Genomic DNA, 25,992 nt, shown 5'->3' with positions numbered 1-25,992 from the left:
AATTTTCCAGAGCGTTTTCGGTTCGTGTGAAGAAAACGCGTCAGACAGACTAATGGGCGGCCGCTCCGGCGACGCCCAGATGGCGCTCGAGGACCGACGGGTCGGCCTTCAGCGCGGCGCTCGGGGCGTCGTGGACGATCGTTCCGCGCTCCAATATCACAACGCGGTCGGCAAGCCCCAGAATCTTTTGGGCGTTCTGCTCGACGATGATCGAGCAAATGCCGCCGGCCCGGGTGATGGTCCCGATCGCTTTCAGAAGCTCCTCGACGATGATGGGCGCAAGGCCCTCGGTCGGCTCGTCCAAAAGCAGCACCTTGGGATTGAGGGTCAGCGCGCGGCCGATCGCCAGCATCTGCTGCTCACCGCCGGAGAGCTGGTTGCCAAAGTTGCTCCGCCGCTCCTTCAGCCGCGGGAACATCTCGTAGACCTTCTCGACCGTCCAGAGGCCGGGCTGCGCCACGGCGGTCATGTTCTCTTCCACCGTAAGCGAGCGGAAGATGTTGCGCTCCTGCGGCACCCAGCCGATGCCGGCGCGCGCGCGCTGGTCGGGCCGCAGCGAGGTGACGTCGGTGCCGGCGAGCGCGACCGAGCCGGAAAAGCGTCGGGTGACGCCGACGATGGAGTTGATCAGCGTGGTCTTGCCGGTGCCGTTCCGGCCCAACAGCGCGAGCACCTGCCCCTCGGCGAGGCGCAGGGACATGTTGGGCAGCACCACCGCCTCGCCATAGCCGGCGCGCAGGGATTCGATTGCGAGCAGGTCAGACATTGACCGCCTCCTCGCCGAGATAGACGGCCTTGACCTGCGGATCGCGCGCGACCTGGTCGGGCGGGCCCTCGGTGAGCAGCGCGCCCGAGACCAGCACCGAGATGCGGTCAGCGAAGGAGAAGACGAGATCCATGTCATGCTCGATCAGGAGCACGGTGACGTCGCGGGGCAGCGCTGCGACCACGGCAAGGATGTCGTGGCGCTCGCTCTCGGGCACGCCCGCGGCGGGCTCGTCCAGCAACAGCACGCGCGGCTTGGCCGCGATTGCGACCGCGATCTCGAGCAGGCGCTGCTTGCCGTAGGGCAACGTCACGGTCTGCTCGTTCATGACGTCGAGCAAATGGAAGTGTTTGAGGAGCTCGGCGATCTCGCCATTGACGTCGTCACGGGTACCCATGCGCCGCCACCAGTCGCCGCCATGGCCGAGGCGTTCGGAGACGGCGAGGCCGATCGTTTCGAGCGCTGTCAAGTCGGGATAGAGCTGATTGATCTGGAAGGTACGCGACAGGCCGCGCAGCACGCGCTTGTGCACAGGCAGATCGGTGATGTCCTGGCCTTCGAGCAGGATACGCCCCGAGTTCGGCTTGAGCACGCCGGTGAGCTGGTTGATCACCGTGGTCTTGCCGGCGCCGTTTGGTCCGATCAGCGCATGTCGGGCGCCCTGCTCGATTTTCAGCGACAGGTCGCGCGTCACGCGCAGGCCACCGAAGGTCTTTTCGAGATTTTTGGTTTCGAGCGGGATGGTCATGCATCGCCCTCCGGCACGGCGACGACCGCCTTGCGACCGGCGACCTGCTTGATGATCAGGTTCGGCACGAACAGCACCCAGCGGTGCAGCCGCTGGCGCCCAACCAGCACGATCACGACCAGCACGAGGCCGATCCAGAACTGCCAATATTGCGGGGTGATGGTGGAGAACCATTCCTGGAGGATGCGGAATATGACCGCGCCGATCAGCCCGCCATAGAGATAGCCGGTGCCGCCGATGACGAGCACCAGCATGAGATCGGCCGAGCGCTCGAAAGCGAACACGTCGAGCGAGGCGATCGCGGTGGTCTGGGTGAACAACGCGCCGGCAATGCCGGCATAGAACGCGGCAAGCGTATAGATCGCGATCAGGCGGCGGTTGACCGGAATGCCGATGGCGGCGGCCCGCAGCGGATTGTTCTTGATGGCGCGCAGCGACAGGCCGAACGGTGAATGCACGATGCGGCGCGCGAGCAGAAACAGGACGAACAGGACGGCGACCGAATAGAAGAACCCGGTCTTGCCGAACATGTCGAAGGCAAGCGTTCCGAAGATCGGCTGCATCTCGATGCCTTGCAAGCCGTCGGTGCCGCCGGTGATGTTGGAGAATCGTTCGGCGAGCGCTTCAAGCAGCAATGCGATGCCGAGCGTCACCATGAGACGGGTCAGGTCGACGCCGCGGATGACGAGGAAGCTGGTGGCAAACCCCAGCACCATCGCCGCAAGACCGGCGACAACGAGCGCAATCACGGGCTCGTTGATAATCCCGTGCAGCGCAAGAAGCCCCGCGCCATAGGCGCCGACGCCGAAGAAGGCGGCATGGCCGAGCGAGACGATACCGGCATAACCAAGGATGAGATCGAGCGACATCGCAAACAACGCAAGCCGCACGATGTCGGTCATGATGAGATAGCGCGAGGGAAACACGAAGCCGCAGGCCAGCACGATGAGCCAGAAGGCGACTTCGCCATAGTGCCAGCGCGCATGGCGCTGGGCGTGATAACCGACGTCGGATGCAGCGCTCATCGGATTACTCAACGCGCAGCCGTGCGGCCGAACAGGCCGTTCGGGCGCCAGATCAGGATCACGATCATCATGGTGTAGATCACGAAGGGGCCCATCTTCGGCACGTAATACTTGCCGGCGACGTCGCCAATGCCGAGCAGAAGCGAAGCCAGAAATGGACCGGTAATTGAGGAGGAGCCGCCGACGGTGACCACGATCAGGAAGTAGATCATGAATTTCAGCGGGAAGTACGGATCAAGCCCGAGAATCTCCGCGCTCAGCGCGCCGCCGAGGCCGGCGAGGCCGCAGCCGAACGCAAAGGTGAAGGCGAACACCTGCGGCACGTTGATGCCGAGGCCGCTCGCCGCGCGCGGATCGTCGACGGCGGCGCGCAAACGGCTGCCGAAACGCGTCTTGGCCAGCACGAGCTGAAGCGCGATGGTGAGGAGCCCGCAGATGATGATGATCATCAAGCGGTAGCGGCCGATGCCAACGCCGAACAGGTCGAACTGGCCCTGCAACGCGGCCGGCAGGTTGATGAAGACGCGCGACGAGCCCTGGATGTAGTCAACGGCCGCGACCGACATGAACGTAAGACCAATGGTGAACAGCACCTGGTCGAGATGGCTGCGCGTATAGAGGTGGCGGTAGAGCGTTCGCTCCAGCACGATGCCGATTGCCGCGGCGGAGACGAAGGCGAGCGGCAGTGCGGCGAAGAACGGCCAGCCCTGCTGGTTGACCAGCACGGCGCAGATGTAACCGCCTGCCATTGCAAAGGCGCCATGGGCGAGATTGACGAAATTCATCAGGCCGAGCGTGACCGCGAGCCCGCAGGCGAGCACGAACAGCAGCATGCCGTAGGCAACGCCATCGAACAGGTTGGTGAGGATTGCGGTCATCGGAAGTTGATTGATCCTGGTAGACGCTCGTCATTCCGGGGCAGCGCGTGAGCGCTGAACCCGGAATCTCATTTCAACAACTTCGAGATCCCCCGATGCGCAATTGCGCATCTGAGGTTCGCGCCAAGGCGCGCCCCGGGGTGACGCGCGCCTCGCGCGTCACTTCTTGGTCTTGCCGAGATCCTTGACGGCCTCGAAGGTCTGGAATTCGACGTTGTAAAGCTCGCCGTCGACCTTCTCGACCTTCCGGATGTAGATGTTCTGCACGATGTCGCGGGTCTCGGGATCGATCGAGATCGGACCGCGCGGGCTCTCCCACTTCTGGCCCTTCATGGCCTCGATCAGCTTGGTGCCGTCGGTGTCGCCATTCGTCTTCTTCAGAGCCTCGTAGATCAAATGGATGCCGTCATAGCCGCTCACCGCCATGAAGCCCGGGCGGGTACCGAAGGCCTTCTTGTAGGCCGCGACGAAATCCTTGTTCATCTGCGAGGGATGCGCCGCAGAGTAGAGATGCGCGGTCACGGTGCCGAGCACGGCATCGCCCATGTTGTTGAGGAGATCGTCGTCGGTGACGTCGCCCGGCCCGATCACCTTGATTCCGGCCTTGTCGAGTCCACGTTCGGCATACTGCTTCATGAAGTTGCCGCCCTGGCCGGCCGGCACGAACACGAAGATCGCGTCGGGTTTTGCGTCCTTCATGCGCTGGAGGAATGGCGCGAAGTCGGGGTTGGCGAGCGGCACCTTGACCTCTTCGACCACCTCGCCGCCGCCGGCGACAAAGTGCTCCTTGAAGAAGTTGAGCGCGTCATTGCCCGGCGCGTAGTCCGAGGTCAGCGTCGCCACCTTCTTGATGCCGTTCTTCACCGCCCAGTCGCCGATGATCGTCGAGGACTGCGCCAGCGTGAAGCTGGTGCGCACGATGTAGGGCGAGCGCTCGGTGATGATCGAGGTGCCGGCCGCCATCACGACTTCCGGAATCTTGGCCTGGGTGGCGAGCGGCGCAGCGGCAAGCGCCGCCGGCGTCACGCCGAAACCGGCGATGAAATTGACCTTGTCGTTGACGATCAGTTCCTGCGCGGCCGTCTTGGTCTTGTCGGGAATCGCGGCGTCGTCCTTGACGACGATCTCGACCTTCTTGCCGGCGACGGTGTCGCCCTTCTGCTGCATGTAGAGCTTGATCGCGTTCTCGATCTGCTTGCCGGTCGAGGCCTGGCCGCCGGTCATCGGCAGGATCAGGCCGACCTTCACGGTATCTTCAGCCCTGGCGGCCGTGGCGGCCACGAGGCCTGCGACGGCCGCGAGCGTGGCGACCCATGACAATCTGCGACGTCCGAACATCAAAATGTCCCTCCCCTTCTTCCTTCTCTTGCGCCCTGAACCGAGTACCCGGCTCTTGCCTCACCATAACTCAGACCGGACCATGTGGCGGGGGCCACAAGGCGTCTTTCGCGCCCCTGTTGTCAATCGAACGTTCGGCGCAAGCCGGACGATGCGACCCGGGACAACACGGCCCGATTTCCACGGTATTTGTTACCAGTTATTGGTCTTTCGACGATTTGTACGCTTGTACAAATAAAATGGTCTTGTCAACGAAAAACCCCGTCGCTGCGACAGCCAATTTGTCGCGAACTGGGGCCGACACTCTAAGAAGCCCCGCCGCGGCGTGGATGGAGAATTGCGCCTTTCATTTGCAGAATTTGAACACGCCGATACGCTTTACCGTTCAGCTTCAGTGAATACGCTATGTATACATACCAGCTGGGAAGGACGCTTCAAGAGCCGAATTATCGTACCAAAATACCATTGCTGTATACAGATGAAACACGTCTTCGAATAAGCCAATTTTACCTGTTGAAGCGCTAGAGTCCGCCGCTGGCGCCATCCGGCGTCCCGTCACCGCGCCTGATCCGGCATCGCCTTAGAAGATACCCATGCGTTTCCACTCGCTTTCGATTGCTGCCGCAGCCGCCCTGCTGGCTTCCGGCCTTGCAGGCTGCGGCACCGTCAACGAGAAGCTTTCCGCTGGGATGGGCGACTACGTTCCGCACTGGGCCGGCGGCCTGCCGGCCGACGCACCTCCGCGCCCTGGCACGCCGCAATACGACGCCTGGATGAAGGAGCGTGAACGCAAGCGGATGATGCCGGCTGCGGATCGCGAAAAGGAAGAGCAGGCGCAGAAAGGCGCCACGGGCTCCACGTCCAGCGACGCGGTGCATTGAGCCGCAAATCGTCATTCCGGGGCGATGCGTCAGCATCGAACCCGGAATCTCGAGGTTCCGGGTTCGCGCTTCGCGCGCCCCGGAACGACGGCCGACTAATCCACGAACACAACGGTCTTGCGGCCGTTGAGGATGACGCGGTCGTCGAGATGGTAGCGGATCGCGCGCGCAAGCACGCGCCTTTCGATGTCGCGGCCCTTGCGGACGAGATCCTCGGGCGTGTCGCGATGACTGATGCGCTCGACGTCCTGGTCGATGATCGGTCCCTCGTCGAGGTCGCGCGTGACGTAATGCGCGGTCGCGCCGATCAGCTTGACGCCGCGCTCATGCGCCTGGTGATAGGGTTTCGCGCCCTTGAAACCCGGCAGGAACGAGTGGTGGATGTTGATGCAGCGGCCGGAGAGTTTTGCCGAGAGATCGTCCGACAGGATCTGCATGTAGCGGGCGAGCACCACGAGATCGGTCGCGGTCTTGGCGACGAGTTCGAGGATCTGCGCCTCCTGCTCGCGCTTGGTCTCCCTAGTGATCGGCAGATGGTGGAACGGGATGCCGCCGAAATCGAGCCCGGCATAGACCTCGCGCGGATGGTTGGAGACGATCGCTGCGAGCGTCATCGGCAATTCGCCGGTGCGCCAGCGATAGAGGATGTCGACCAGGCAGTGGTCGGACTTCGACACCAGCAGCATCACGCGGCGATGCGCGGCGCGGTCGCGCATCTGCCACTCCATGCCGAAGCGCTCCGCGATCGCGGCGAAACCGGTCTGCAAGGCCGACAGCTCGACGGCGAGATCGGCCGCCGTGAACACCACCCGCATGAAGAAATTCTTGGTCTCGATGTCGTCGAACTGCTGGGCGTCGAGAATGTTCTGTCCGTTATGGGCAAGGAAAGTCGACACCGCCGAGACGATGCCGGGGCGATCCGGACAGGAGAGCGTCAGAACATATTGCTGGTCGGGCATGAGCGTTGATGAAGGTTTGGGCAAATGAAGCGGAACAGGCCGATTTGCGTCCTGCTCTATCACCGGAGCCGGCCTTGCGCCAATCCCAAGACCGGAGTCAGGATGAACGTAACATTGCAATTCCAAACTGAGGCCCGACCATGGACCGGCTGAACGGCTACCGCATCCTGATCCTGGAAACGCGCGAGGAGGCCCAATTCTCCAAGCTTCTCGCCGAACAGGGCGCCGATGTCGTGCAATGCCCGATGTTCGCCATTCACGATGCGCCGGATCCCGCGCCGGTCGAGGCCTGGATCCGACGCTGTATCGACAGGCCGTTCGACGACCTCGTGCTGATGACCGGCGAAGGCCTGCGGCGGATGATCAAGCTCGCGCGCGAGCGTGGGATCGACCAGGCGCTTGTCGAGGCGCTTGCCAAATCGCGAAAATTCACTCGCGGACCGAAGCCTGGACGTGCCCTGCGCGAGATTGGGCTGGATTCGCAGCAGACCACGGAGAAGCCGACCACCGAGGGCGTGATCGAGATGCTGGCGAAGATCGACCTCGGGCGGCATCGCCTCGGCCTGCAGCTCTATCCTGACAAGGATCACAGCGCGCTGATCGGCTCGCTCGAGGCGCAGGGTGCTGAAGTCGATACCGTGTTGCCTTACGTCTACGATCCAAAGGCGGCGGATGCGAATATCGTCACTGCGATCGACGAGATGGCGGAAGGGCGGATCGACGCCATCGCACTCACCAATCTTGGCCAGGTCCGCCGCTTGATCGAAGCCGCGAAGGCGCATGGCAGCGAGGCGCGCCTGCGCGCAGGGTTCGAGCGGACGCTGATCGCGTCGGTGGGCCCGGCTGTCTCCGGCGAGCTCGCGGCCCACGGCTTGCGCACCGACGTCGCGCCGGTGGAAGACCACTATTTCATGCGCCCGCTGATCTCGGCGATGGCGGCGGCGCTCGCAGAGAAACGGCCGAAGGTGGCGGGTTGATCGTCAGACGCTAGCCTGCCACCTGCGAGGCGGCCGACATCAACTCCTGCGGGTTCGGGGCTCCGAACATGCGCTGGCCACCGTCGGGGACCTCGGTAAACGTCCAACGCACGATCCCCTGCCGATCGAGCAGGAACTGGCCGAATAGCTGGCCCGTGCCGGCCGCGGCCATGCGCTGATCGGCTTCGGTCATCTCGTAGCCGTCCTTGTTGTTGAGGTACTCGGCGGCCGCCGGCCGGTTCATCGGGCCGGGCAATTCGCCGGGCATATTGACTGGCATGCTCAGAACCACGTCGATGCCCACCTTGCGCGGCCACTCGGTCTCGTTCTGCGTGAACTCGACATTGGGCAGGCCAAACGCGCGGTGCGAGACCCGCTCGGGGTCCGACGCGGCAAGAAGGTTGGGCAACGGATGGTAGCGGAAGTAGAGCCGCGCGCGTTCGATCGGCGTATTGACGACCGTGAGGCTTTCGACGCCCTTCTCGCGCAGGGCTGCGTCAAGCTGCGCCTGTGCGGCGATATGGCGCCGGCAGAACGGGCAGTGCAGGCCTCGAAACAGGCCGACCAAGATCGGACTATGCCCGCGGAAATCTTCGAGCGCGACCTTTCCTTCGCGCGTGATGGCGTCCAACACGACGTTCGGTGCGCGATCGCCGGGCTGAAGTGGTCCATCGACATGGCGGTCTGACATGGTTGAACTCCCTCACATTGGCTAGTCCAGAAATGGCAGTACGATCAGCCCTGCGGGATCGAGCCCGTGCCGGGCGCAGACATCTTGGGCCAGCGCGAAATACCGCTCGGCCTCGGGCATGTCGCCTCGATCAAGGTTCAGTGTCGCAAGACCATCATAGCACGGAAAGAGCTGCTGCGGCTCGCCGGTCTCGCTCGCCACCTCGATTGCCTCATTGTAGCAGCGGGCAGCCAGGTCGGGGCGGAAATGGCACTGATGGATTTGCCCGAGCACGATCAAGGGCACCGGGAGATGCTCGCGCTGATCGAGTGCACGGTCGATCTCGATCGCCTTCTCGGCAGCCGGCACCCCCTCCTCGGAACATTTGTCCGTGAAGGTGCAACAAGCGACGGCATAATTGGCAAACAGGCGCGCCTGGAAGCCGAGATCGCCGATGCGACGCGCGACATCGAGGCCGCGCCGGCAAACCTCCATGGCTTGCGCCGGGTCGACAGTGGTGTAGAGCACGCCAAGATTGGTGTAGCTGCGACAGGCCACGTTGAGATGGCCGGCGGCCTCGGCGGCTGCGACACTTTGCTCCACCTCGCGCACCGCCTCCTGGTGTCGTCCAAGCCGCGCCAGTGCAACCGCCTTGGTGTTGAGAGCCTCGGCAATGGCCCGCGCTGCCTCGGCTTGCTTGTCCGCGTCCGCCGGCGCGGATCGGGCGTAGCCAAGCGCCTCGTCGGCCCATCTCGCGGCAGCTACGTGGTCACCCATGCGAAACGCGAGACGGCCGCGCTCCTGCAGGAGGTGCGCCCACTCGATTGGCGCCTCGGTCCCTCCAAGCAGTTCAGCCGCCTCTGCGTAGTGCGTTTCTGCCTTGGTCCGCTTGCCGGCGTCCCACAACATCCGGCCAAGCTTGCGAAGAATGCGCGCTTCGCCGATGCGGTCCCCTGCGGCCCGGTGACCTTCCAGCGCGCTCTGGTAGTGCTCCTCGGCGGTGTTTCGACGGCCGGCCGCGCCACAGAGGTCCGCGATCCGCTCGTACAGGGCCAGGCGTTCCGGTTCGCCTTCGCCGCCGGTCAACAGTACAGCGAGGGCCTGCTGGTAGAGACGGATGGCATCGTCATTGGCATAGGTCGCGCGAGCGCGATCGCCGGCTGCCCGCAGATAGCGCGCACCTTTCGGCTTGCTCGCGCTCAGGCTGAAGTGGTGTCCGAGCAGGACGAGGTCTTCGAGCCGCTCTGGCTCGTTGCCGTAGAGACGCTCCAGAGCGGCACCAATCCGCCCGTGGAGCTCGATCCGGCGCTGCAAGAGCAGGTTCTGATAGATCACGTCCTGAAGCATGGTTTGCGTGAAGCGGTAGGATCGCAGCGAAATGGAGTTCGAGCCTGCGACCTCCTCGACGATCTCGGCGTCGCACAGAAGCTCGAGCCCCACCTCTACCTTTGCCCGATCGGTCGCCGTCGCACCGAGGAGAGCCGCATCGAAGCGCGGGCCGATCACCGCGGCCTCCTGGGCCAGCCGGCGCACCTCATGCGGCAGCCGGTCCAGGCGCGCCAGCAACAGCGCCTGAATGTTTGCCGGAATATCGGCGGCGGCTTCATCCGACTTGATCCGCCACTGCGAGCCGTCACGCTCCAGGGCACCGGCTTCAATGAGACCGCGGATGATCTCCTCAAAGAAGAGTGGATTGCCGCTCGCACGCTCGAGGATTCGACTGAACAGACGCCCCGGCGGTTCGCGCCAACCCTGACTGAAATAGGCCGCGAGCAGCTTTTGTCCGTCGGCGTCACCAAGCGGAGGCAGCCGAAGGGTTGTGTGGCTGATCCGACCCGAACCGAACTGATCCAGCTCCAGCATTGGCCGATGCGTGAACAACAGCATCAGCCGCGTACGCTCCAGCCGGTCCATCAGGAACCGCAGCGCTTCGAGAGACACGGCATCGGCCCAGTGCAGATCTTCAACAATGATCAGAAGCGGCGACAAGGCCAGACGCCGTTCGAAGACGGTGCGAATCGCAAAGAATATCTGCCGCCGGAGCTGTTCGGGCTCGACGTGCTGCAGCACGGCGTCGGGGTCGCCGAGGCCGAGAACGTGGAAATAGAGCGGCATCAATCGCTCTGCCTCTTCAGTCGCAAGGCCAAGCTCCGACAGCGCGGCAGCCAGCCTGGCCTCGGTCTCTGCGGCGCTGGCCTTCTGCGCGATGCCATAGGCGCTGCGCAGCACCGCCGCGAGCGTGCCGTAGGATTGTTCACCCAATGGCGAGCAGACAGCCTGCCGGATCGCCACATCTGCGAAGCGATCCTCATCGCGGATACGGGCGACGAATTCGTTCACCAGGCGCGTTTTCCCGATTCCGGCTTCGCCGACCAGCCGCACCAGTTGAGCCGCGCCGCCGCACGCACGATCAAGGCTGCCGATCACGCGGGCAAGCTCGGCGTCGCGCCCGATCAGGGGCGCGCTGAGGCCCAGCGTGTCGAGGCCTCTCGCCGCACGGGGCGTTTCGAGCGCCCCCTTCAAACGATGGACCAGGACGCTGCCCATCTTGCCCTTAAGCGAGACCTCGCCAAGCGAGTCATAGGAGAAAGCATGCCGCGTCAGCCGGTGGGTCAACGGCCCGACCAGGACCTCGCCCGGAGGAGCCATCGACTGCAATCGCTGTGCGGTATTTACCGTGTCGCCGGTCACCGAATAAGATTTGGCAACACCCACACCCAGCCCTCCCGCAACGACGTGCCCGGTGTTGATGCCGACATGGAGCAGCAGCGGTGAACCGGCATACGCCTTCGCGCGTTCGCTGAGGCGCGCCGTCCGGCTGATCATGTCCAGGGCGGCGCGGATCGCCCGCTCCGGGTCGTCCTCGTGCGCGGCCGGCGCACCAAAAAGAGCAAGCAGCGCATCGCCGATGAATTTGTCCACGAAGCCGCCAAAGCCCTGCACGGCGGCCGTCAGCTCCTCGAATAGTTCGTTCTGAAGCGTCTGCATGACCTCGGGGTCGAGCCGCTCGGTCATCGTGGTGAAGCCGCTGAGGTCGGCAAACAGCACGGTGATGGTACGACGGTTTGCCTCGCCATCGATTTTGTCCGACTGCGGTCGAGACGCGTGTTGAGCCTCGACCATCGGCGCGAGCGGCGGCGAGGAGGACCTGATCGGGATTGTCGTCGGGGTCGTCCGAACCGATGCCTGCCCGCCGCCTTTGGAAGCCTCACAGACGGGAATGCCGCATTTCGGGCAGTATGCGAAATCCGGCGCGCATGGAAAGCCGCAGCCAGGGCACGCGATCGGCTGCTTCGTGCCGCACTTCGGGCAGAAGGCAAAGCCGCTCTGAACCTCGTACTCGCAACCCGAGCACTTCATGGCCCAAGACCTTTTCGTAGCCCAAGACCTCGCGGAAGCCACGATGGCGCGATCAGCAGGCCCGACCGAATGGGCCCAGGATGCGACCAGAATGGGCTCGACGCGCCGGAAGAGCAAGCGGCGGCTCGTCTGCTCATCCACGTAAACAGGTGGGACAGCGAGGCCGCGCTGCGGGTGCACTGGCGGACCGAAGGCGACTGCTGTGCGCTACCCCGCACAAAACTGCACTCTTCTATCTGCAGCGATTCTATTCAACAGGCGGAAGTCCCGCTGAGCGCGGCCCATCGCGAATCGTCGGCGAGCATGGCGGCATGCGGTAGCGTCAATTGACACGAGTATCGCCTGCACTACGCTGACGAACAGAAAGAACCAATAATAAGGGCAGGGAATCGCCGTGAAACCCGTCATCGCATCTTGAGCACAGCTACACGACCTTCCGCGCTCGCGCCGTTCCGCATCCGCAACTATCGCTTTCAATGGCCGTCCGATCTCCTCACCTCCTGGGCGTTCGAGGTGGAGACGCTGGTGCTCGGCTGGTACATCATGGTGGAGACCGGCTCGGTTCTGCTGCTTACCATCCTGGCATCGCTGCAATATGTCGGGACACTCATTGCGCCGGTGTTCGGGATGATAGGAGACCGCATCGGTCACCGGGACCTTCTCATCGCCATGCGTCTTGCTTATACGGCACTGTCTTCGACCATCATGGCGCTGGCCCTCACCGGCCATCTGGCGACGTTCAATGTGATGATCATCGTCGCGGTCATGGGCCTGATCCGCCCTTCGGACCTCGGCATGCGCGGCGCGCTGCTCGCCAGCATCATGCCGGCCGAACAACTGGTTGGTGCAATCAGCCTGTCGCGCACGACCCAGGATAGCGCGCGCATCGCCGGCGCCTTGACCGGTGCCGGACTGTTCGCAGCGCTTGGCATCGGCCTCGTGTATGTGGCGACCGCCTGCCTCTATCTCGTGGCCGCGATCCTGATGCTCTGCCTGACCCGGCCGGCAAAGTCCTCTGCCGCAAGCCATCGCCCGGCGGACGGCCGCGCCGGCACGAGATTGCTGCGCGACCTGAAGGAAGGCATCGTTTATGCCTGGAACGGCCCCGGGATGAGAGCGGCGCTCTGCGTCGCATTTTTGGCCAATCTCACGGCATTTCCGCTGACGAGCGGGCTGTTACCTTTCGTCGCGCGCGATATCTTTCATACTGACCAGACCGGTCTCGGCTATCTGTCGGCGAGTTTTGCCGTGGGCTCGCTGACAGGTTCGATCGCACTCAGCCTTATGAGCGGCTTGCGGATCGCCCGGCTTCTGATCGGCGCGACGCTCGCCTGGTACGCGATGCTGCTGGTGTTCGTCGGAATGAGGACCATGCCGGTCGCCATGGCCTGCCTCGTGCTCGCCGGCATCGCGCAGAGCATGTCGATGATATCAGCCGCCGTGATCCTGATGCGCGCGGCGAGCGCGCACCTCCGGGGCCGCGTCATGGGGGTGCGCATGATGGTGATCTACGGCTTGCCGCTCGGGCTGCTTGCGGCGGGCAGCCTGATCGACCGCATCGGCTATTCGGCGACAGGTTCGCTGTATGCGATCTCTGGCTTCATCGCTATGATGGCGATTGCAGTGCGCTGGCGCGCCGATCTGTGGCCGGCACACGCGCCAGCCAATGCGCGATGATGGATTGGCGCCCTAAACCCTAATCCCCATATCCGCGCAGCCGCTCGACATCGAGGATGGTGACGCCGCCATATTCGAGCCGCAGCAGCCCCTCCTTCTCGAGCCGGTTCAGCGCGCGGTTCGCGTTCTGCCGCGACATGCCGGAGAGTGCGCCGATCTCCTCCTGCGTGATCTCCAGATGCGTCTTGGAATCCGGATAGAGGATCGGATTGAACAGCGAGGCGATGCTACGGGCAAGGCGCGCTGTGGCGTCCAGCGTGCGGTTGACCTCGAGCATGCCGATGAACTGGCCGAGCCGCTCGTTGAGCTGGCGCACCAGGAAGCGGTTGAAGCCGACGCTGTTCTCGAACAGCCACAGGAAGGCGCTGCGCTCCATCAGAGCGAGACGGCTGTCGCGGAGCGCAACCACGTCGTAGCGCCGCGGCTCGTTCTTGAGCACGCTGCCCTCGCCGAACCAGGCTCCCGCGGTGAGACCCGCGAGGCTCGTCTCCTTGCCGTCGCGCGAAACCCCGCCCATCCGGGCGAGGCCACTGACCACGCCGGCCCAATAGTCGAACTTGTCGCCGCGCATGAAGACAGTCTCGCCGTTGGCGTAGGATTTTTCGACGATCCCGGCGCGGGCGACCTCAATCTCGCGCGTCGTGAGTTCGCGCGACCAGGCGGCGACGCGCTTCAATTGATCCTCTGAAATCATGATCCCGAAGCCAACCGCACCGTAACGCCACCCCGCCTGATTGCTGCATCGCAGCAAACCCGCCTCATTCGCCCTGCGGCGAAAGAAGCAAGCCCCGCCCCCGCGAAAAACTTTGCCGACGAATTGTCAGGCACAAGACATTTCAAGATAGCGCTTTACCCTATTGAGGACCACCTCGCGCGATCGGCTTTTGTTCCCAATGGGGATAGCGTCGGCCGCGTGATCGGACCGGGACCATCGGCTGCATGGCCTCGCCCGAACGGCCGATATAGGATCAGCCCAAGGAAATGGACGAAAGAGCGCCAAAGCGCCGTCGCCGGGGAGGGAATTATTGGTGGCAACCAATCTTGAAGTGCGCGGCGTGTCCTTGCGGTTCGGCGGCGTCCGCGCGCTGACCGACGTCAGCTTTTCCATCAAGGACGGCGAGCTGTTCTCGATCATCGGCCCCAACGGCGCAGGCAAGACCTCGATCGTGAACTGTATTTCCGGTCGCTACAAGCCGACGGAAGGCCAGCTCTTCTACCAGGACCGCGACATCACCGGATTGACGCCAAACGCCCGCGCCTCGCTCGGCATCGGCCGCACATTCCAGAATCTGGCGCTGTTCCACCATATGAGCGTGCTCGACAACATCATGGTTGGCCGCCATCACCTGCTGAAGAACAATTTCATCACGGGCTCGCTGTACTGGCTGACCGGCGCGCGCAAGGAGGAGCTCGCGCACCGCCGCAAGGTCGAGGAGATCATCGACTTCCTCGACCTGCAATCGGTTCGAAAAGCGCAAGCCGGCACCCTGCCCTACGGCCTGCGCAAGCGCGTCGAGCTGGCGCGCGCCATGGCGCTGGAGCCGCGCCTCATTCTCCTCGACGAGCCGATGGCCGGCATGAACTTCGAGGAGAAGGAGGACATGGCCCGCTACATCGTCGATCTCAACGAGGAGTTCGGGATGACGGTGGTGATGATCGAGCACGACATGGGCGTAGTGATGGATATTTCCCACCGCGTCATGGTGCTGGATTTCGGCCGCAAGATCGCCGAGGGCGATCCGGCGGCGGTGCTGGCCGATCCCCACGTCAAGCGCGCCTATCTCGGCGAAGAGGACGACGTGCTGGTCGATCCCGACGACAAGCCCGCTGCCCCGGAGTGCGCGGCATGATGGATTATGCGGGGCGCGTCGCGCAGGCCGACACCTATCCGAAACTGCTACGGCTGAATGCGATGGAGCACGGCAGCGAGGTCGCGCTTCGCGAAAAGGATTTTGGGCTCTGGCGTCTTTTCACCTGGAGCGACTACCAGAGGCGGGTGCGCGATTTCGCGCTCGGCCTCGTTGAACTCGGCCTCGGCCGCGGCGACGTCATCGGTATCATCGGCGACAACCGGCCCGACTGGGTCGCGGCGGAAGTGGCTACCCATGCCATCGGCGGTCTGAGCCTCGGGCTCTATCGCGACGTGCTGGATGAGGAGGCCTCCTATCTCCTCACCTATGGCGAAGCGCAGCTCGTCTTCGCCGAGGACGAGGAGCAGGTCGACAAGCTTTTGGGGCTCGCCGACCGCGTGCCGAAACTAAAGCACATCATCTATTCCGATCCGCGCGGCATGCGGAAATATGATGATCCGCGGCTAATGCCGGCCGAGAAGCTCGCCGAGCTCGGCCGTGCGCGCGCCGCGCGCGAGCCGGAGCTTTACGACAGGCTGGTGGATGCGACCAGGGGCGAGGACGTCGCGATCCTCTGCACCACGTCGGGCACCACCTCGCATCCCAAGCTTGCGATGCTCGCCGCCGGCCGCGTGCTCGGCCACTGCGCGACCTACCTCGCCTTCGATCCGAAGGGACCGGACGACGAATACGTCTCGGTGCTGCCTCTGCCCTGGATCATGGAGCAGGTGTATGTGCTCGGCAAAGGCCTGCTCTGCCGGATGAAGATCAACTTCGTTGAAGAGCCCGACACCATGATGAACGATCTGCGCGAGATCGCGCCGACGTTCGTTCTCTTCGCGCCACGCGTATGGGAATCGATCGCCGCCGATGTCCGGGCCAAGGTGATGGACGCGACGCCGTTCAAGCAGCGGCTGTTCGATCTTGGCATGAAGACCGGGCTTGCCGCGCTCGCGCAAGGCAAGCATTCGAGCCTCGCCGACATGATCCTGTTCCGCGCCCTGCGCGACCGTCTCGGATTCACGCGGCTGCGCTCGGCTGCGACGGGCGGCGCGGCGCTTGGGCCTGATACCTTCAAGTTTTTCCAGGCGATGGGCGTGCCGCTGCGCACGCTCTACGGCCAGACCGAGCTCCTGGGCGCCTACACGCTGCATCCCGAGGGCAAGGTCGACCCTGACACCACGGGCGTGGCGATGGCCGACGATATCGAGATCCGCATCGACAATGCCGACATCCATGGTGTCGGCGAGATCGTGGTGCGGCATCCCAACATGTTCTTAGGATATTACAAGAACCCCGAGGCAAGCGTCGCCGACATCAGGGATGGCTGGATGCTCTCGGGCGATGCCGGCTATTTCAACGATAGCAAGCAGCTGGTCGTCATCGACCGGATCAAGGACCTCGCAGAGACTTCGCGCGGCGAACGCTTCTCGCCGCAGTTCATCGAGAACAAGCTGAAGTTCTCACCCTATATCGCGGAAGCCGTAGTGTTGGGTGCGGGCCGCGACGCGCTCGCAGCCATGATCTGCATCCGCTACTCCATCATCTCGAAATGGGCGGAGAAGAACCGCCTCTCCTTCACCACCTATAGCGACCTCGCCTCGCGGCCGGAGGTCTATGCGCTGCTCCAGAAGGAAGTCGAGACCGTGAACGCGACGCTGCCGCCGGCGCAGCGCATCTCGCGCTTCCTCCTGCTTTACAAGGAGCTGGATGCCGACGACGGTGAACTCACCCGCACCCGAAAGGTGCGTCGCGGCGTCATCAACGAGAAATACGCAGATATCATCGACGCCATCTACCGGGGCGATGCCAACATCCCCGTCGACACCGTGATCCGCTTCCAGGACGGCACCACGCAGAGGGTGCGCACGAGCTTGCGGGTGGTGGACCTGCGCGCCGACGCGCATATGGCGGAGGCGGCGGAGTGAGTCTTTCGCAAGCAACGAGCACGATGCACCTTATTCTGCCCTCTCCCCTTGTGGGAGAGGGCAGCTCCGCCCTCAGCCGCAAGCTCGTAGGGGTGAGGGGTCCTCTCTCCACACCTTCAATGCGGAGGCAACCCCTCACCCGGCTTCGCTTCGCGAAGCCACCCTCTCCCGCAAGCGGAGAGGGTGCACCGTCAACGCTTCTGCATTTTGCGCGGAAATCGACATGAATACCGCATTCCTCATCCAGCTCCTGGTCAACGGCCTCGTGGTCGGAACGCTCTATGGCGTGGTCGCGATGTCGTTTGTGCTGATCTACAAGGCGACGCAGGTCGTCAACTTCGCGCAAGGTGAATTGCTGCTGGTCGGCGCCTGGGTGTGCTGGGCGCTGCTGGCGAAATACCAGGTGCCGTTCTGGATCGGCATGCCAATGACGCTCGTCTTCATGTTCGTGTTCGGCATTGCGATCCAGGTCCTGATCCTGAGGCCCATGATCGGCGAGCCGATCATCTCGGTGATCATGGTCACCATCGGCCTCTCGACGGTCTTCCAGGCCGCGCTGAAGTGGATGTTCGGCGTCAACCCGCAGCCGTTCCCGCGCGTATTCGAGAGCCAGTCGGTGAACCTGCTCGGGCTGCAGATCCAGACCGTCTACATCATGAGCCTAGTGGTGTCGGTGGCAATGATGATCGGCATGGCCTGGTTCTTCCGGGCCTCGAAATACGGGCTTGCGATGCGGGCCACCGCGTTCAATCAGCAAGTGGCGCAGTCGCTCGGCATTTCCGTCAAAAGCGTGTTCGCGATGGCCTGGGCGATCTCGGCGACGGTGTCGGCGGTCGCGGGCGTCGTCGTCGCCGTGGTGAATGGCGTGTCGTCGGGGCTCGCCGCGTACGGCATCAAGGTGTTTCCGGCGGCGATCCTCGGCGGGCTCGACTCCGTCGGCGGCGCCGTGCTCGGCGGCATCATCATCGGGCTTCTCGAGAACATCGCGCAATATGTCGACAGCCAGTATCTGCACTGGGGCAATCTCTACGAGATCGCACCGTTCTACGTCCTCATCATCGTGCTGATGATCAAGCCCTACGGCCTGTTCGGCACCCACGACATCGAGCGGATTTGACCATGGCTGGCCCTGCCCTCATCCCTGCTGGTGATTTCCGCACCACCTACGCGGCCGACACCACGATCTTCCCGACCAGGACCAGCCGCAACTTTGCGATTGCCGGCGTGCTGCTGCTTTGCCTGGCGCCGCAATTCTTCAGCGGATATTGGCTGAGCATCCTGATCCAGATCGGCATCTTCTCGATCGCTGCACTCGGCTTGAACATCCTGGTCGGCTTCACCGGCCAGATCTCGATCGGCCATGCTGCCTTCTTCCTGCTCGGCGCCTTCACCTCGGCCTATATCTCCAACAACGCACCGATCCCGGTGTTCTTCGCCATCCCGCTCGCCGGCATCGTCACCGCGCTCGTCGGCCTGGTCTTCGGTATTCCCGCGGCACGGCTGAAGGGGCTCTATCTCGTCATCGCGACGCTCGCGGCGCAATACATCCTGCTCGACTTCTTCTCGCGCGCCGAATGGTTCTCCGGCGGCTCGGTGCCGGCCAGCGCCGAGCCGTTTTCGATCTTCGGCTATGCGCTGCGCGGCGATAAGCAGTATTTCTACGTCGTGTTGGCTTACGTGCTCGCAAGCTACGTCCTCGTCACCAATCTGATGCGCACGCGCGACGGCAGAGCGCTGGTCGCGATCCGCGACCATTATCTCTCCGCGGAGATCATGGGGATCAACCTGACGAAGTACCGCACGCTGTCGTTCGGGCTCGCCGCCTTTTTCGCCGGCATCGCCGGCGCGCTCTACGCGCATTACCAGCTCGTGGTCTCGCAGGAAGGCTTTGGCATCGAGCGGTCAATCCTGTTCCTCGCCATGATCATTATCGGCGGCACCGGCTCGATCATGGGCACGCTGATGGGAACGGCCTTCGTGGTGCTGCTGCCGGAATCGATGGAATGGCTCAGCCTGCAATTGAAGGGCGGCGCGATCGATCACGCGCTGTCGCTCAATACCAACATCACCTTCCTGCGCGAGATCGCGATCGGGCTCATCATCATCGCATTCCTGATGTTCGAGCCGGACGGGCTCGCGCATCGCTGGCGGCAGATCAAGGCTTACTGGAAACTCTACCCGTTCTCGCATTGAGCGCGGGCCATCTAAACGAAAAACAGGAGGAACCAACCCATGAAGATCAAAGCCCTTTTGAGCACCGCATCGCTTGCGCTGCTGATCGGCGCCGTAGCCGCGCCGGCACATGCGCAGATCGCGATCGGCCATCTCGCCGACTATTCCGGCGCCACTTCCGACGTGGGAACGCCCTACGGCCAGGCCGTAGTGGATACCTTTGCCTGGATCAACAAGAATGGCGGCATCGGCGGCAAGCAGCTCAATGTCGACAGCAATGATTACGGCTACCAGGTGCCGCGCGCGGTCGCGCTTTACAAGAAGTGGTCCGGCGGCGAGAAGGTCGCGGCGATCATGGGCTGGGGCACCGCGGACACCGAAGCGCTGACGACCTTCGTCGCGCAGGACAAGATCCCCTATATGTCCGGCTCCTACGCCGCAGCACTCACCGATCCCGAGGGCAGCAGCGGCAAGGCGAAGGCCGCGCCGTATAATTTCTTCTATGGCCCGAGCTATTCCGATGCCATGCGCGCGATGCTGACCTGGGCGGCCGAAGACTGGAAGGCCAAGGGCAAGAGCGGCAAGCCCAAATTCGTGCACATGGGCGGCAACCATCCCTACCCGAACGCACCGAAGGCCGCCGGCGAGGCACTCGCGACCGAGCTCGGTTTCGAGGTGCTGCCGCCGATCGTGTTTGCGTTGACGCCCGGCGACTACAGCGCGCAATGCCTGAGCCTGAAGAGCAGCGGCGCCAACTACGCCTATCTCGGCAATACGGCTGCCTCGAATATCTCCGTGCTGAAGGCCTGCAAGACCGCGGGCGTCGACGTGCAGTTCCTTGGCAACGTCTGGGGCATGGACGAGAACGCTGCCAAGACGGCCGGCGATGCGGCGGACGGCGTGATCTTCCCGCTGCGTACCGCAGTGAGCTGGGGCGGTAACGCACCCGGCATGAAGACGGTGATGGAGATCTCGAAGATGTCCGATCCGACCGGTAAGGTCTATCGCCCCGTGCACTACGTCGCCGCCGTTTGCAGCGCGCTCTACACCAAGGAAGCGCTCGACTGGGCGGTCAAGAACGGCGGCGCCACCGGCGAGAACGTCGCCAGGGGCTTCTACCAGAAGAAGGACTGGGTGCCGGCCGGAATGGAAGGCGTCTGCAATCCCTCGACCTGGACCGACAAGGACCATCGCGGCACGCTCAAGGTCGATCTCTATCGCACCAAGATCACGGGCGCGACCGATGGCGACCTCAATGATCTCATGAGCAAGGGCGTGATCAAGCTCGAGAAGGTCAAGACGGTCGAGCTGCCGCGCAAGCCGGAATGGCTGGGGTGGTGAGGTAGGAACGAGCGTACCAACTATTCGCTGCGTCATCCCCCGCGAAAGCGGGGGATCCGCAGCTTTCTCCCGTCGTTCCGGGGCAATGCAAAGCATTGAACCCGGAACCTTCGAGATTCCGGACTCGCCTCTTCGAGGCGCCCCGGAATGACGAACCAAGAGAACGAGAGTAACTGACCATGAGTGAAGTGACTCATATCGAGCGCCCCAATCCAAGCGTCGTTCCCACGCCGCCGCTGCTCAGCGTGCGCAACATCGAGGTCGTCTATGACGACGTCATCCTGGTGCTACGGGGCTTGAGCCTCGAAGTGCCCAAGGGCGCGATCGTGGCGCTGCTGGGCGCCAACGGCGCCGGCAAGTCGACGACGCTGAAGGCAATCTCCGGCCTGCTCAAGACCGAGGACGGCGAGGTCACGCGCGGCGAGATCATGTTCGACGGCGCCCGCATCAACGGCATCGACCCCGACAAGATCGTCCGCCGCGGCATCTTCCAGGTGATGGAGGGGCGGCGCATCGTCGCCGACATGACGTCGCTGGAGAACCTCAAGCTCGGCGCCTTCACCCGCAGCGACCGCGAGATCGATGCCGACCTCGACATGGTCTTCAACTATTTCCCACGCCTGAAGGAGCGCACGGGCCTCGCCGGCTATCTCTCCGGCGGCGAACAGCAGATGCTCGCGATCGGCCGCGCGCTGATGGCGCGCCCGAAGATGATTTTGATGGACGAGCCGTCGATGGGGTTGTCGCCGCTGCTCGTGAAGGAAGTGTTCGCGATCATCAAGAAGATCAATCGCGACCTCGGCGTCACCATCCTGCTGGTCGAGCAGAACGCACGCGCCGCGCTCTCGGTCGCGAGCCATGGCTACATCATGGAGCAGGGTAAGGTCGTGCTCGACGGCACCGCCGACGATCTGCGCGACAACGAGGACGTCAAGGAATTCTACCTCGGCGGCGCCGGCGACCAACGCAAGAGCTTCAAGAACCTCAAGAGCTTCAAGCGACGCAAGCGCTGGCTATAGCGTTTTCAAGCGAAGTGGGAACCGGTTCGCGTGAAGAAAACGCGTCAAAACAAAAGCGTTTCACCCCAGCACTTGCTCGGCTTCCGTGACCGCGCAGAGAACATGATAGAACGACGACGCAGGAATGGTCTCGACCAGCGAGTTGCCGTCGCGGTCGAACTGATCATACCAGCCGCCCTTCACCGGATGGCTGAGATAGTGCCGTTCCAGCCGCACCAGCGCCGCGAGCGCCTTGTCCGCCGCGCCCGTCTCGCCGGATTCGGCCTGCGCGATCCACGCTTTCGCGATCTCGGTCTGCGGCCACAGCCGCCGCGAATGCCGGCGGATATTGCCGTCGACGTCGGCTTCGTCGATGAGGCAGCCAGTTGCGGTGTCGTAACAGCGCACCGCTGTCTGCAGCAATTCGCCGCGATAGCGGCCCGTCGGGCAGCCCGTGATGCGCTCGAACCCCTTCAACAGCCAGACCCATTCGGCCTGGTGGCCGGGCTCGACACTGACTGGCTCGATTTTGGACCAGTCCTCCTCGAAATATTCGCCGAGCGCGCGCTTCTGTTTGTCGTAGAGATTGGCGAGAAACAACGCGAAGAACTCGCCGGCGCGGTTCTGGAACGACAGGTCATGCGTCGCGTCAAAACACGCGATCATCGACTCGAACAGATGCATGTGTGGATTCTGCCGGCGCGGCATCGCCGTCGGCAGGCTCTCGTGAACACCGCCATGCGGCGAGCGCAAATGCGCGTCGATGAAGGCGAGCAGCGCGTCGATCTCGGCGCGAACCTGCGCGTCCCTGTCCAGCGCATAGACGGTCGCAAGCGCGAGCAGGATGAAAGCGTGGTCGTAGGCATCGCGCTTGCCGTCCAGCACGGTACCTTCCGGCGTCAAGCGATGCACGTAGCCCGGACGGCCGTCCGGCGCCTTGGCGCGCGCCAGCATGTACTCGAGACCCTTCAACGCGATCGCACGGCCGTCCGGATACCAGCCCATCTGTGCCGCCTTGGCATAGCAGTAGATCTGGCGGGCCTGCACCATCACGCGGCGAGGCGCCACACGATCCGCCGTGCCATCCTTGTGCAGCCGGTCGATGAAGCCGCCCGTAGCCCCATCCCAGCCTTCGCCCGACCACAACGGCAGCGCTGCGTCGATCATTCGCCGCTTCAATCTGGCGACGACATCGGCGGCCTCCTCCGTCGTGATCCCCTGTTCGTCGGCCATTCCACCTTCTCCAGCTCCGGCTGCCGCCCTGATAGCGACGCGCGCGAGGCGGCGCAACGGAAGCGAACCAGTTGAGGACCAGCCATGACCGCCCATTACGACGCCCTTGAGACGCGCGCGCCCGACGAGCGCGAGGCCGAGCTGTTCTCGCGGCTGCCAGGCATCCTGCACCATGCCATGGCCGCACCGGCCTATGCCGAGCGTCTGAAGGGTTTCGAGCCGGCCTCCGTGACCTCGCGGGCGGCGCTGGCGCGGCTGCCGGTGCTGCGCAAGTCGGAACTGCCCGCCCTGCACAGGGCCTCCCAGCCCTTCGGCGGCTTCGTGGCGCACCCGCCCGGGGCATTCGCGCGGCTGTTCACCTCGCCAGGACCGATCTTCGAGCCGGAGGGAACCCAGGCCGACCCCTGGCGCGGGGCGCGGGCATTATTCGCCGCGGGCTTTCGGCCCGGCGACATCGTGCTCAACACGTTCGGCTACCATCTGACCCCCGGGGGCTTCATTTTCGACGCCTCGGCGCGGGCGCTGGGCTGCGCGGTGATCCCGGCGGGCCCGGGCAACACGGAAGCGCAATTTGAGCTGATCGAGGCCTACCGGCCGATCGGCTATAGCGGCACGCCGGACTTTCTGAAGATCCTGCTCGACGCCGCCGCAAGCGCGGGGCGCGATGTCTCCTCGATCAAGCGCGCGCTGGTGTCGGGCGCCGCGTTTCCGCCCTCGCTCCAGGCCGAGATCAAGGCGCGCGGCATCGACGCCTATCAGGCCTTCGGTACCGCCGATCTCGGCCTCATCGCCTTCGAGACCGAGGCCCGCGAAGGCATGGTCGTCAACGAGGACCTGATCCTGGAGATCGTCAAGCCAGGCACCGGCGATCCCGTTGCGCCAGGAGACGTCGGCGAGATCGTGGTGACCTCGCTCGACCCGCATCATCCCTGGATCCGCCTTGCGCTCGGCGACCTCACCGCGGCGCTGCCGGGCAAGAGCTCCTGCGGCCGCACCAACATGCGCATCAAGGGCTGGATGGGTCGCGCCGACCAGACCACCAAGGTCAAGGGCATGTTCGTCCGCCCCGAGCAGATCGCCGAGATCGGCAAGCGCCATCCCGCGCTTGGGCGCCTGCGTCTCGTCGTCACCCGCGAGCGCGAAACGGATGCGATGACGTTGAAGGCCGAGACGGCGGCAGCAAGCGAGGCGCTCCACGAGGAGATCGCCGCCACGCTACGCGCGGTGACGAAGCTCGGCGGCAATGTCGAGTTGGTGAGCCCGGGCGCACTACCGAACGACGGCAAGGTGATCGCCGACGAGCGCTAAAAGGGCCCACTCCACAAGCTCAATATCCTGCGAACAGGGAGCGCGGGGCGGCCGAGCGCATGAAAGTAAGCGTTGATTTCTCACATACTTTTTCTAGTGGGCGCACCACGAGGCGTGTAAGCGCGCCGCAGTGGGCTTCGCGGCGCGGCGCCCCATCTCAATGGCCTGATTTGTCGACTTGATTGGGTTCGTTCTGCGAAGGCATGTGGCTTCATGGTGCAGGATGCTCCCTTACCGTGTTCCGCGCCGCGACCTCGGATAGCGCCCGATCCAGCGTCGCATAGGTCCGCGCCTCGGAGCGGTTGAGCTTGCGCAGCTCTGGCAGCAGCCGACGCACGACCTCGGCCTCGCGCTCAGCTTGCGAGGGCACGGATACCGGTTTGAGCCGCTCTGGTTTCTGCCATTGCCGGCGCAATAGCGCTTTCAGGTAGCGCGACTCGGCCAGACGCGCGCGCATGAGCTCCCCCGGCTCCACGGCGCCGAAGTCCAGCATGCGCTGGATGATATCGGCTTTGATCTGGCGGATATGGGCGAGCTCGAGGTACGCGCGCGCCGCGCTGCGGGCCGAGTCCAGATGCTTCGGATCGCTGCTACCGGCAACGATAGCGAGGGCTAGGGATTCCACGGCTGCATCATCCGCGGCATTGCCGGTGGCAACGCTGAGGCCGTGGCGGTAGGCGTTGCCCGCGCTGCGCCGCTTACCCGCCGCCGTGCGCGGCCCCGTGCTCTTCTGCGCGTTCCTCCTGTTGGCCGCGATCTGACGTTCAGTTGCCATCGTCACCCCTGATCATCGCTGCCTTGTCGCCGATGCGCCGGCCTCGCCAAGCCGGCCCGGTGGTCCTCAAGCAGCTGCAGGTTCTTGTCGCGGCGCGAACTCAGTTCAGCCGACCGGCGATTGATCTCGCCCAACTCAACCAAGCAATGGCGGAAGGCCTCCGCATCGATACTGGCCTCCGTCATCCCGTATTGGCGCAGCTTGTCTAAAACCTTCCCACGTACCGCTTTGTTGGTAAAGAATCGCTCGGCCAAATCATTGATGTCAGCAGCGCCGCTGGTATTTAGCGCGATGCTCAACAGGTTTTTCAGTGCCGGACCGCGGGCGGAAGTAAGGATCAGATCCTTGAATTCCCGAAGTCGCTGCACTTCCCATTCGCCATGGATGATCTCGCAGACCCACATCTGCTCAATGGCGTTGCTCGGTTTGAGCTCGGCCACAATCGCGTCACGCATCATCCTAAAGCGCCCCTGCGATTCAGACGGCAGTAAGCGCGGCTCATAGATGAGTGCGAGCTGGGCGCCCTGATCCGATCGGCTCATCGGCTCATCCCCCGCTCGGTTGAGCGCATGGCGACAGCTCGTTTGAGACGCACCTGAGGCGGCCAGCACCTTTGAGCGCGCAACGCGTCGAAAGCATCCCCGATGGACTGGTTAGCCCAGTTGGTTCTTCGCTGTAGGCTCATTCCCATACTCCTTAACTCCTTCGCGGGGCTTGCTCGCCGGCGTAGCCTGTCGTCCCGGCCGCCGCGTGAGCGGTAGCAGGCACGCTCGGCTTCGCTGCGCGTTGAGGCGCAAGTCCGAGGTCAATCAGGAAAAAGTAGTAGGGTCAGAAATACTACCCTACCTGAAAAAACACCCGCGCGCAAAGCGATTCCGGCGCCCAGGGTGAAAAAAAATTTGCATCCTCGAAAATTCAATCTAGTCGTTTGTGAAGAACGTTTCTGAGCACCGTTTTACGCAAGGTGTGGTTGCGATAGGTGGCGACAGAGTATCCATAACAGGCCGCGCAAAAGTTCCGCGAGCCAGCGGCGGAGCAGGCTGAAGTTGTAGCCGGCGGCGGCGAGCACGGCGTTGATGCGGTCGCCGTCGCGGCCCTTGAGATGGTT

22 protein-coding genes and 1 pseudogene are annotated in these 25,992 nt (G+C 63.7%); 10 read left to right on the top strand and 13 right to left on the bottom strand.

The features are described 5' to 3' along the window. Window positions 1-49: 49 nt before the first annotated feature. The 5 genes from Q2941_RS09835 to Q2941_RS09815 form a co-directional block, all read right to left on the bottom strand. A complete protein-coding gene (locus Q2941_RS09835; RefSeq protein WP_254111564.1) occupies window positions 50-766 on the bottom strand; it encodes an ABC transporter ATP-binding protein in 717 nt (238 codons plus the stop codon). Then, complete coding sequence (locus Q2941_RS09830; protein ID WP_458192322.1) at window positions 759-1,514, bottom strand: ABC transporter ATP-binding protein; 756 nt, start codon at window positions 1,512-1,514, stop codon at window positions 759-761. The genes Q2941_RS09835 and Q2941_RS09830 overlap by 8 nt, the downstream gene beginning before the upstream one ends. Further along, window positions 1,511-2,539 (bottom strand): branched-chain amino acid ABC transporter permease, encoded by a 1,029-nt coding sequence (locus Q2941_RS09825; protein ID WP_027528564.1) that lies wholly within the window; start codon window positions 2,537-2,539, stop codon window positions 1,511-1,513. The genes Q2941_RS09830 and Q2941_RS09825 overlap by 4 nt, the downstream gene beginning before the upstream one ends. An 8-nt stretch (window positions 2,540-2,547) precedes the next feature. Further along, on the bottom strand, window positions 2,548-3,417 hold the full coding sequence (locus tag Q2941_RS09820) for a branched-chain amino acid ABC transporter permease (RefSeq protein ID WP_027528563.1): 870 nt from the start codon (window positions 3,415-3,417) through the stop codon (window positions 2,548-2,550). Window positions 3,418-3,576: 159 nt separating this feature from the next. Beyond that, window positions 3,577-4,755 (bottom strand): ABC transporter substrate-binding protein, encoded by a 1,179-nt coding sequence (locus Q2941_RS09815; protein WP_027528562.1) that lies wholly within the window; start codon window positions 4,753-4,755, stop codon window positions 3,577-3,579. A 593-nt stretch (window positions 4,756-5,348) separates the two neighbouring features. On the opposite strand from Q2941_RS09815, the gene Q2941_RS09810 reads away from it, so the two are divergent. After that, on the top strand, window positions 5,349-5,636 hold the full coding sequence (locus Q2941_RS09810; RefSeq protein ID WP_035665413.1) for a hypothetical protein: 288 nt from the start codon (window positions 5,349-5,351) through the stop codon (window positions 5,634-5,636). A 95-nt stretch (window positions 5,637-5,731) separates the two neighbouring features. Here the strand turns inward: Q2941_RS09810 and purU are convergent, their stop codons facing one another. Then, a complete protein-coding gene (purU, locus tag Q2941_RS09805) occupies window positions 5,732-6,595 on the bottom strand; it encodes a formyltetrahydrofolate deformylase (RefSeq protein WP_027528560.1) in 864 nt (287 codons plus the stop codon). Between the two features lie 140 nt (window positions 6,596-6,735). Between purU and Q2941_RS09800 the strand changes: the two genes are divergently transcribed. Beyond that, complete coding sequence (locus Q2941_RS09800; RefSeq protein WP_458192321.1) at window positions 6,736-7,572, top strand: uroporphyrinogen-III synthase; 837 nt, start codon at window positions 6,736-6,738, stop codon at window positions 7,570-7,572. A gap of 10 nt (window positions 7,573-7,582) precedes the next feature. Here Q2941_RS09800 and Q2941_RS09795 read toward each other — a convergent pair whose 3' ends face one another. After that, window positions 7,583-8,263: a redoxin family protein gene (locus Q2941_RS09795; protein WP_458192320.1), complete on the bottom strand. Its 681-nt coding sequence runs from the start codon at window positions 8,261-8,263 to the stop codon at window positions 7,583-7,585. A gap of 21 nt (window positions 8,264-8,284) precedes the next feature. Further along, window positions 8,285-11,602, bottom strand: coding sequence for an adenylate/guanylate cyclase domain-containing protein (locus tag Q2941_RS09790; RefSeq protein WP_458192319.1), 3,318 nt, complete (start codon window positions 11,600-11,602; stop codon window positions 8,285-8,287). Between the two features lie 414 nt (window positions 11,603-12,016). Between Q2941_RS09790 and Q2941_RS09785 the strand changes: the two genes are divergently transcribed. Then, window positions 12,017-13,279, top strand: a complete 1,263-nt coding sequence (locus Q2941_RS09785) for an MFS transporter (protein WP_458192318.1) — start codon at window positions 12,017-12,019, stop codon at window positions 13,277-13,279. A gap of 19 nt (window positions 13,280-13,298) precedes the next feature. Here Q2941_RS09785 and Q2941_RS09780 read toward each other — a convergent pair whose 3' ends face one another. Beyond that, window positions 13,299-13,973, bottom strand: a complete 675-nt coding sequence (locus tag Q2941_RS09780; RefSeq protein WP_027528554.1) for a Crp/Fnr family transcriptional regulator — start codon at window positions 13,971-13,973, stop codon at window positions 13,299-13,301. Window positions 13,974-14,307: 334 nt separating this feature from the next. Between Q2941_RS09780 and Q2941_RS09775 the strand changes: the two genes are divergently transcribed. The 6 genes from Q2941_RS09775 to Q2941_RS09750 all read left to right on the top strand — a co-directional run bounded on the left by Q2941_RS09775 (window position 14,308) and on the right by Q2941_RS09750 (window position 21,589). After that, complete coding sequence (locus Q2941_RS09775) at window positions 14,308-15,129, top strand: ABC transporter ATP-binding protein (protein ID WP_027528553.1); 822 nt, start codon at window positions 14,308-14,310, stop codon at window positions 15,127-15,129. Then, window positions 15,126-17,057 carry a long-chain fatty acid--CoA ligase gene (locus tag Q2941_RS09770; RefSeq protein ID WP_458192317.1) on the top strand — a complete coding sequence of 644 codons (1,932 nt, stop codon included), beginning with the start codon at window positions 15,126-15,128 and terminating at the stop codon, window positions 17,055-17,057. The genes Q2941_RS09775 and Q2941_RS09770 overlap by 4 nt, the downstream gene beginning before the upstream one ends. A gap of 223 nt (window positions 17,058-17,280) precedes the next feature. Beyond that, complete coding sequence (locus Q2941_RS09765) at window positions 17,281-18,174, top strand: branched-chain amino acid ABC transporter permease (RefSeq protein WP_027528551.1); 894 nt, start codon at window positions 17,281-17,283, stop codon at window positions 18,172-18,174. A 2-nt stretch (window positions 18,175-18,176) separates the two neighbouring features. Beyond that, on the top strand, window positions 18,177-19,250 hold the full coding sequence (locus tag Q2941_RS09760; RefSeq protein ID WP_027528550.1) for a branched-chain amino acid ABC transporter permease: 1,074 nt from the start codon (window positions 18,177-18,179) through the stop codon (window positions 19,248-19,250). A gap of 39 nt (window positions 19,251-19,289) precedes the next feature. Beyond that, on the top strand, window positions 19,290-20,570 hold the full coding sequence (locus tag Q2941_RS09755) for an ABC transporter substrate-binding protein (RefSeq protein ID WP_458192316.1): 1,281 nt from the start codon (window positions 19,290-19,292) through the stop codon (window positions 20,568-20,570). A gap of 179 nt (window positions 20,571-20,749) precedes the next feature. Continuing rightward, a complete protein-coding gene (locus tag Q2941_RS09750) occupies window positions 20,750-21,589 on the top strand; it encodes an ABC transporter ATP-binding protein (protein ID WP_458192315.1) in 840 nt (279 codons plus the stop codon). Between the two features lie 60 nt (window positions 21,590-21,649). Here Q2941_RS09750 and Q2941_RS09745 read toward each other — a convergent pair whose 3' ends face one another. Next, entirely contained in the window at window positions 21,650-22,801 is a 1,152-nt protein-coding gene (locus Q2941_RS09745) for an AGE family epimerase/isomerase (protein WP_458192314.1), read from the bottom strand. Window positions 22,802-22,885: 84 nt separating this feature from the next. Between Q2941_RS09745 and Q2941_RS09740 the strand changes: the two genes are divergently transcribed. Beyond that, the gene (locus Q2941_RS09740) at window positions 22,886-24,109 is read left to right on the top strand and encodes a phenylacetate--CoA ligase family protein (protein ID WP_458192313.1); all 1,224 of its coding nucleotides are present in this window, start codon (window positions 22,886-22,888) and stop codon (window positions 24,107-24,109) included. Window positions 24,110-24,320: 211 nt separating this feature from the next. Here Q2941_RS09740 and Q2941_RS09735 read toward each other — a convergent pair whose 3' ends face one another. The 3 genes and pseudogenes from Q2941_RS09735 to Q2941_RS09725 form a co-directional block, all read right to left on the bottom strand. Next, complete coding sequence (locus Q2941_RS09735; RefSeq protein WP_458192312.1) at window positions 24,321-24,884, bottom strand: hypothetical protein; 564 nt, start codon at window positions 24,882-24,884, stop codon at window positions 24,321-24,323. A 2-nt stretch (window positions 24,885-24,886) separates the two neighbouring features. Then, window positions 24,887-25,426, bottom strand: a complete 540-nt coding sequence (locus Q2941_RS09730; protein WP_458192311.1) for an alpha/beta hydrolase family protein — start codon at window positions 25,424-25,426, stop codon at window positions 24,887-24,889. A gap of 413 nt (window positions 25,427-25,839) precedes the next feature. Continuing rightward, window positions 25,840-25,992, bottom strand: a pseudogene (locus Q2941_RS09725) (IS5/IS1182 family transposase); the annotation flags it as partial.

The sequence above is a fragment of the Bradyrhizobium sp. UFLA05-153 genome, assembly GCF_054185185.1.
The sequence above is the reverse complement of the archived record's forward strand: the minus strand, read 5'-3'. Positions and strand labels throughout refer to the sequence as shown.

Coding starts and splice junctions, on each gene's coding strand:
- Q2941_RS09835 (WP_254111564.1), bottom strand. CDS start 766: ATGTCTGACCTGCTCGCAATCGAATCCCTGCGCGCCGGCTATGGCGAG.
- Q2941_RS09830 (WP_458192322.1), bottom strand. CDS start 1,514: ATGACCATCCCGCTCGAAACCAAAAATCTCGAAAAGACCTTCGGTGGC.
- Q2941_RS09825 (WP_027528564.1), bottom strand. CDS start 2,539: ATGAGCGCTGCATCCGACGTCGGTTATCACGCCCAGCGCCATGCGCGC.
- Q2941_RS09820 (WP_027528563.1), bottom strand. CDS start 3,417: ATGACCGCAATCCTCACCAACCTGTTCGATGGCGTTGCCTACGGCATG.
- Q2941_RS09815 (WP_027528562.1), bottom strand. CDS start 4,755: ATGTTCGGACGTCGCAGATTGTCATGGGTCGCCACGCTCGCGGCCGTC.
- Q2941_RS09810 (WP_035665413.1), top strand. CDS start 5,349: ATGCGTTTCCACTCGCTTTCGATTGCTGCCGCAGCCGCCCTGCTGGCT.
- purU (WP_027528560.1), bottom strand. CDS start 6,595: ATGCCCGACCAGCAATATGTTCTGACGCTCTCCTGTCCGGATCGCCCC.
- Q2941_RS09800 (WP_458192321.1), top strand. CDS start 6,736: ATGGACCGGCTGAACGGCTACCGCATCCTGATCCTGGAAACGCGCGAG.
- Q2941_RS09795 (WP_458192320.1), bottom strand. CDS start 8,263: ATGTCAGACCGCCATGTCGATGGACCACTTCAGCCCGGCGATCGCGCA.
- Q2941_RS09790 (WP_458192319.1), bottom strand. CDS start 11,602: ATGAAGTGCTCGGGTTGCGAGTACGAGGTTCAGAGCGGCTTTGCCTTC.
- Q2941_RS09780 (WP_027528554.1), bottom strand. CDS start 13,973: ATGATTTCAGAGGATCAATTGAAGCGCGTCGCCGCCTGGTCGCGCGAA.
- Q2941_RS09770 (WP_458192317.1), top strand. CDS start 15,126: ATGATGGATTATGCGGGGCGCGTCGCGCAGGCCGACACCTATCCGAAA.
- Q2941_RS09765 (WP_027528551.1), top strand. CDS start 17,281: ATGAATACCGCATTCCTCATCCAGCTCCTGGTCAACGGCCTCGTGGTC.
- Q2941_RS09760 (WP_027528550.1), top strand. CDS start 18,177: ATGGCTGGCCCTGCCCTCATCCCTGCTGGTGATTTCCGCACCACCTAC.
- Q2941_RS09755 (WP_458192316.1), top strand. CDS start 19,290: ATGAAGATCAAAGCCCTTTTGAGCACCGCATCGCTTGCGCTGCTGATC.
- Q2941_RS09750 (WP_458192315.1), top strand. CDS start 20,750: ATGAGTGAAGTGACTCATATCGAGCGCCCCAATCCAAGCGTCGTTCCC.
- Q2941_RS09745 (WP_458192314.1), bottom strand. CDS start 22,801: ATGGCCGACGAACAGGGGATCACGACGGAGGAGGCCGCCGATGTCGTC.
- Q2941_RS09740 (WP_458192313.1), top strand. CDS start 22,886: ATGACCGCCCATTACGACGCCCTTGAGACGCGCGCGCCCGACGAGCGC.
- Q2941_RS09735 (WP_458192312.1), bottom strand. CDS start 24,884: ATGGCAACTGAACGTCAGATCGCGGCCAACAGGAGGAACGCGCAGAAG.
- Q2941_RS09730 (WP_458192311.1), bottom strand. CDS start 25,426: ATGAGCCGATCGGATCAGGGCGCCCAGCTCGCACTCATCTATGAGCCG.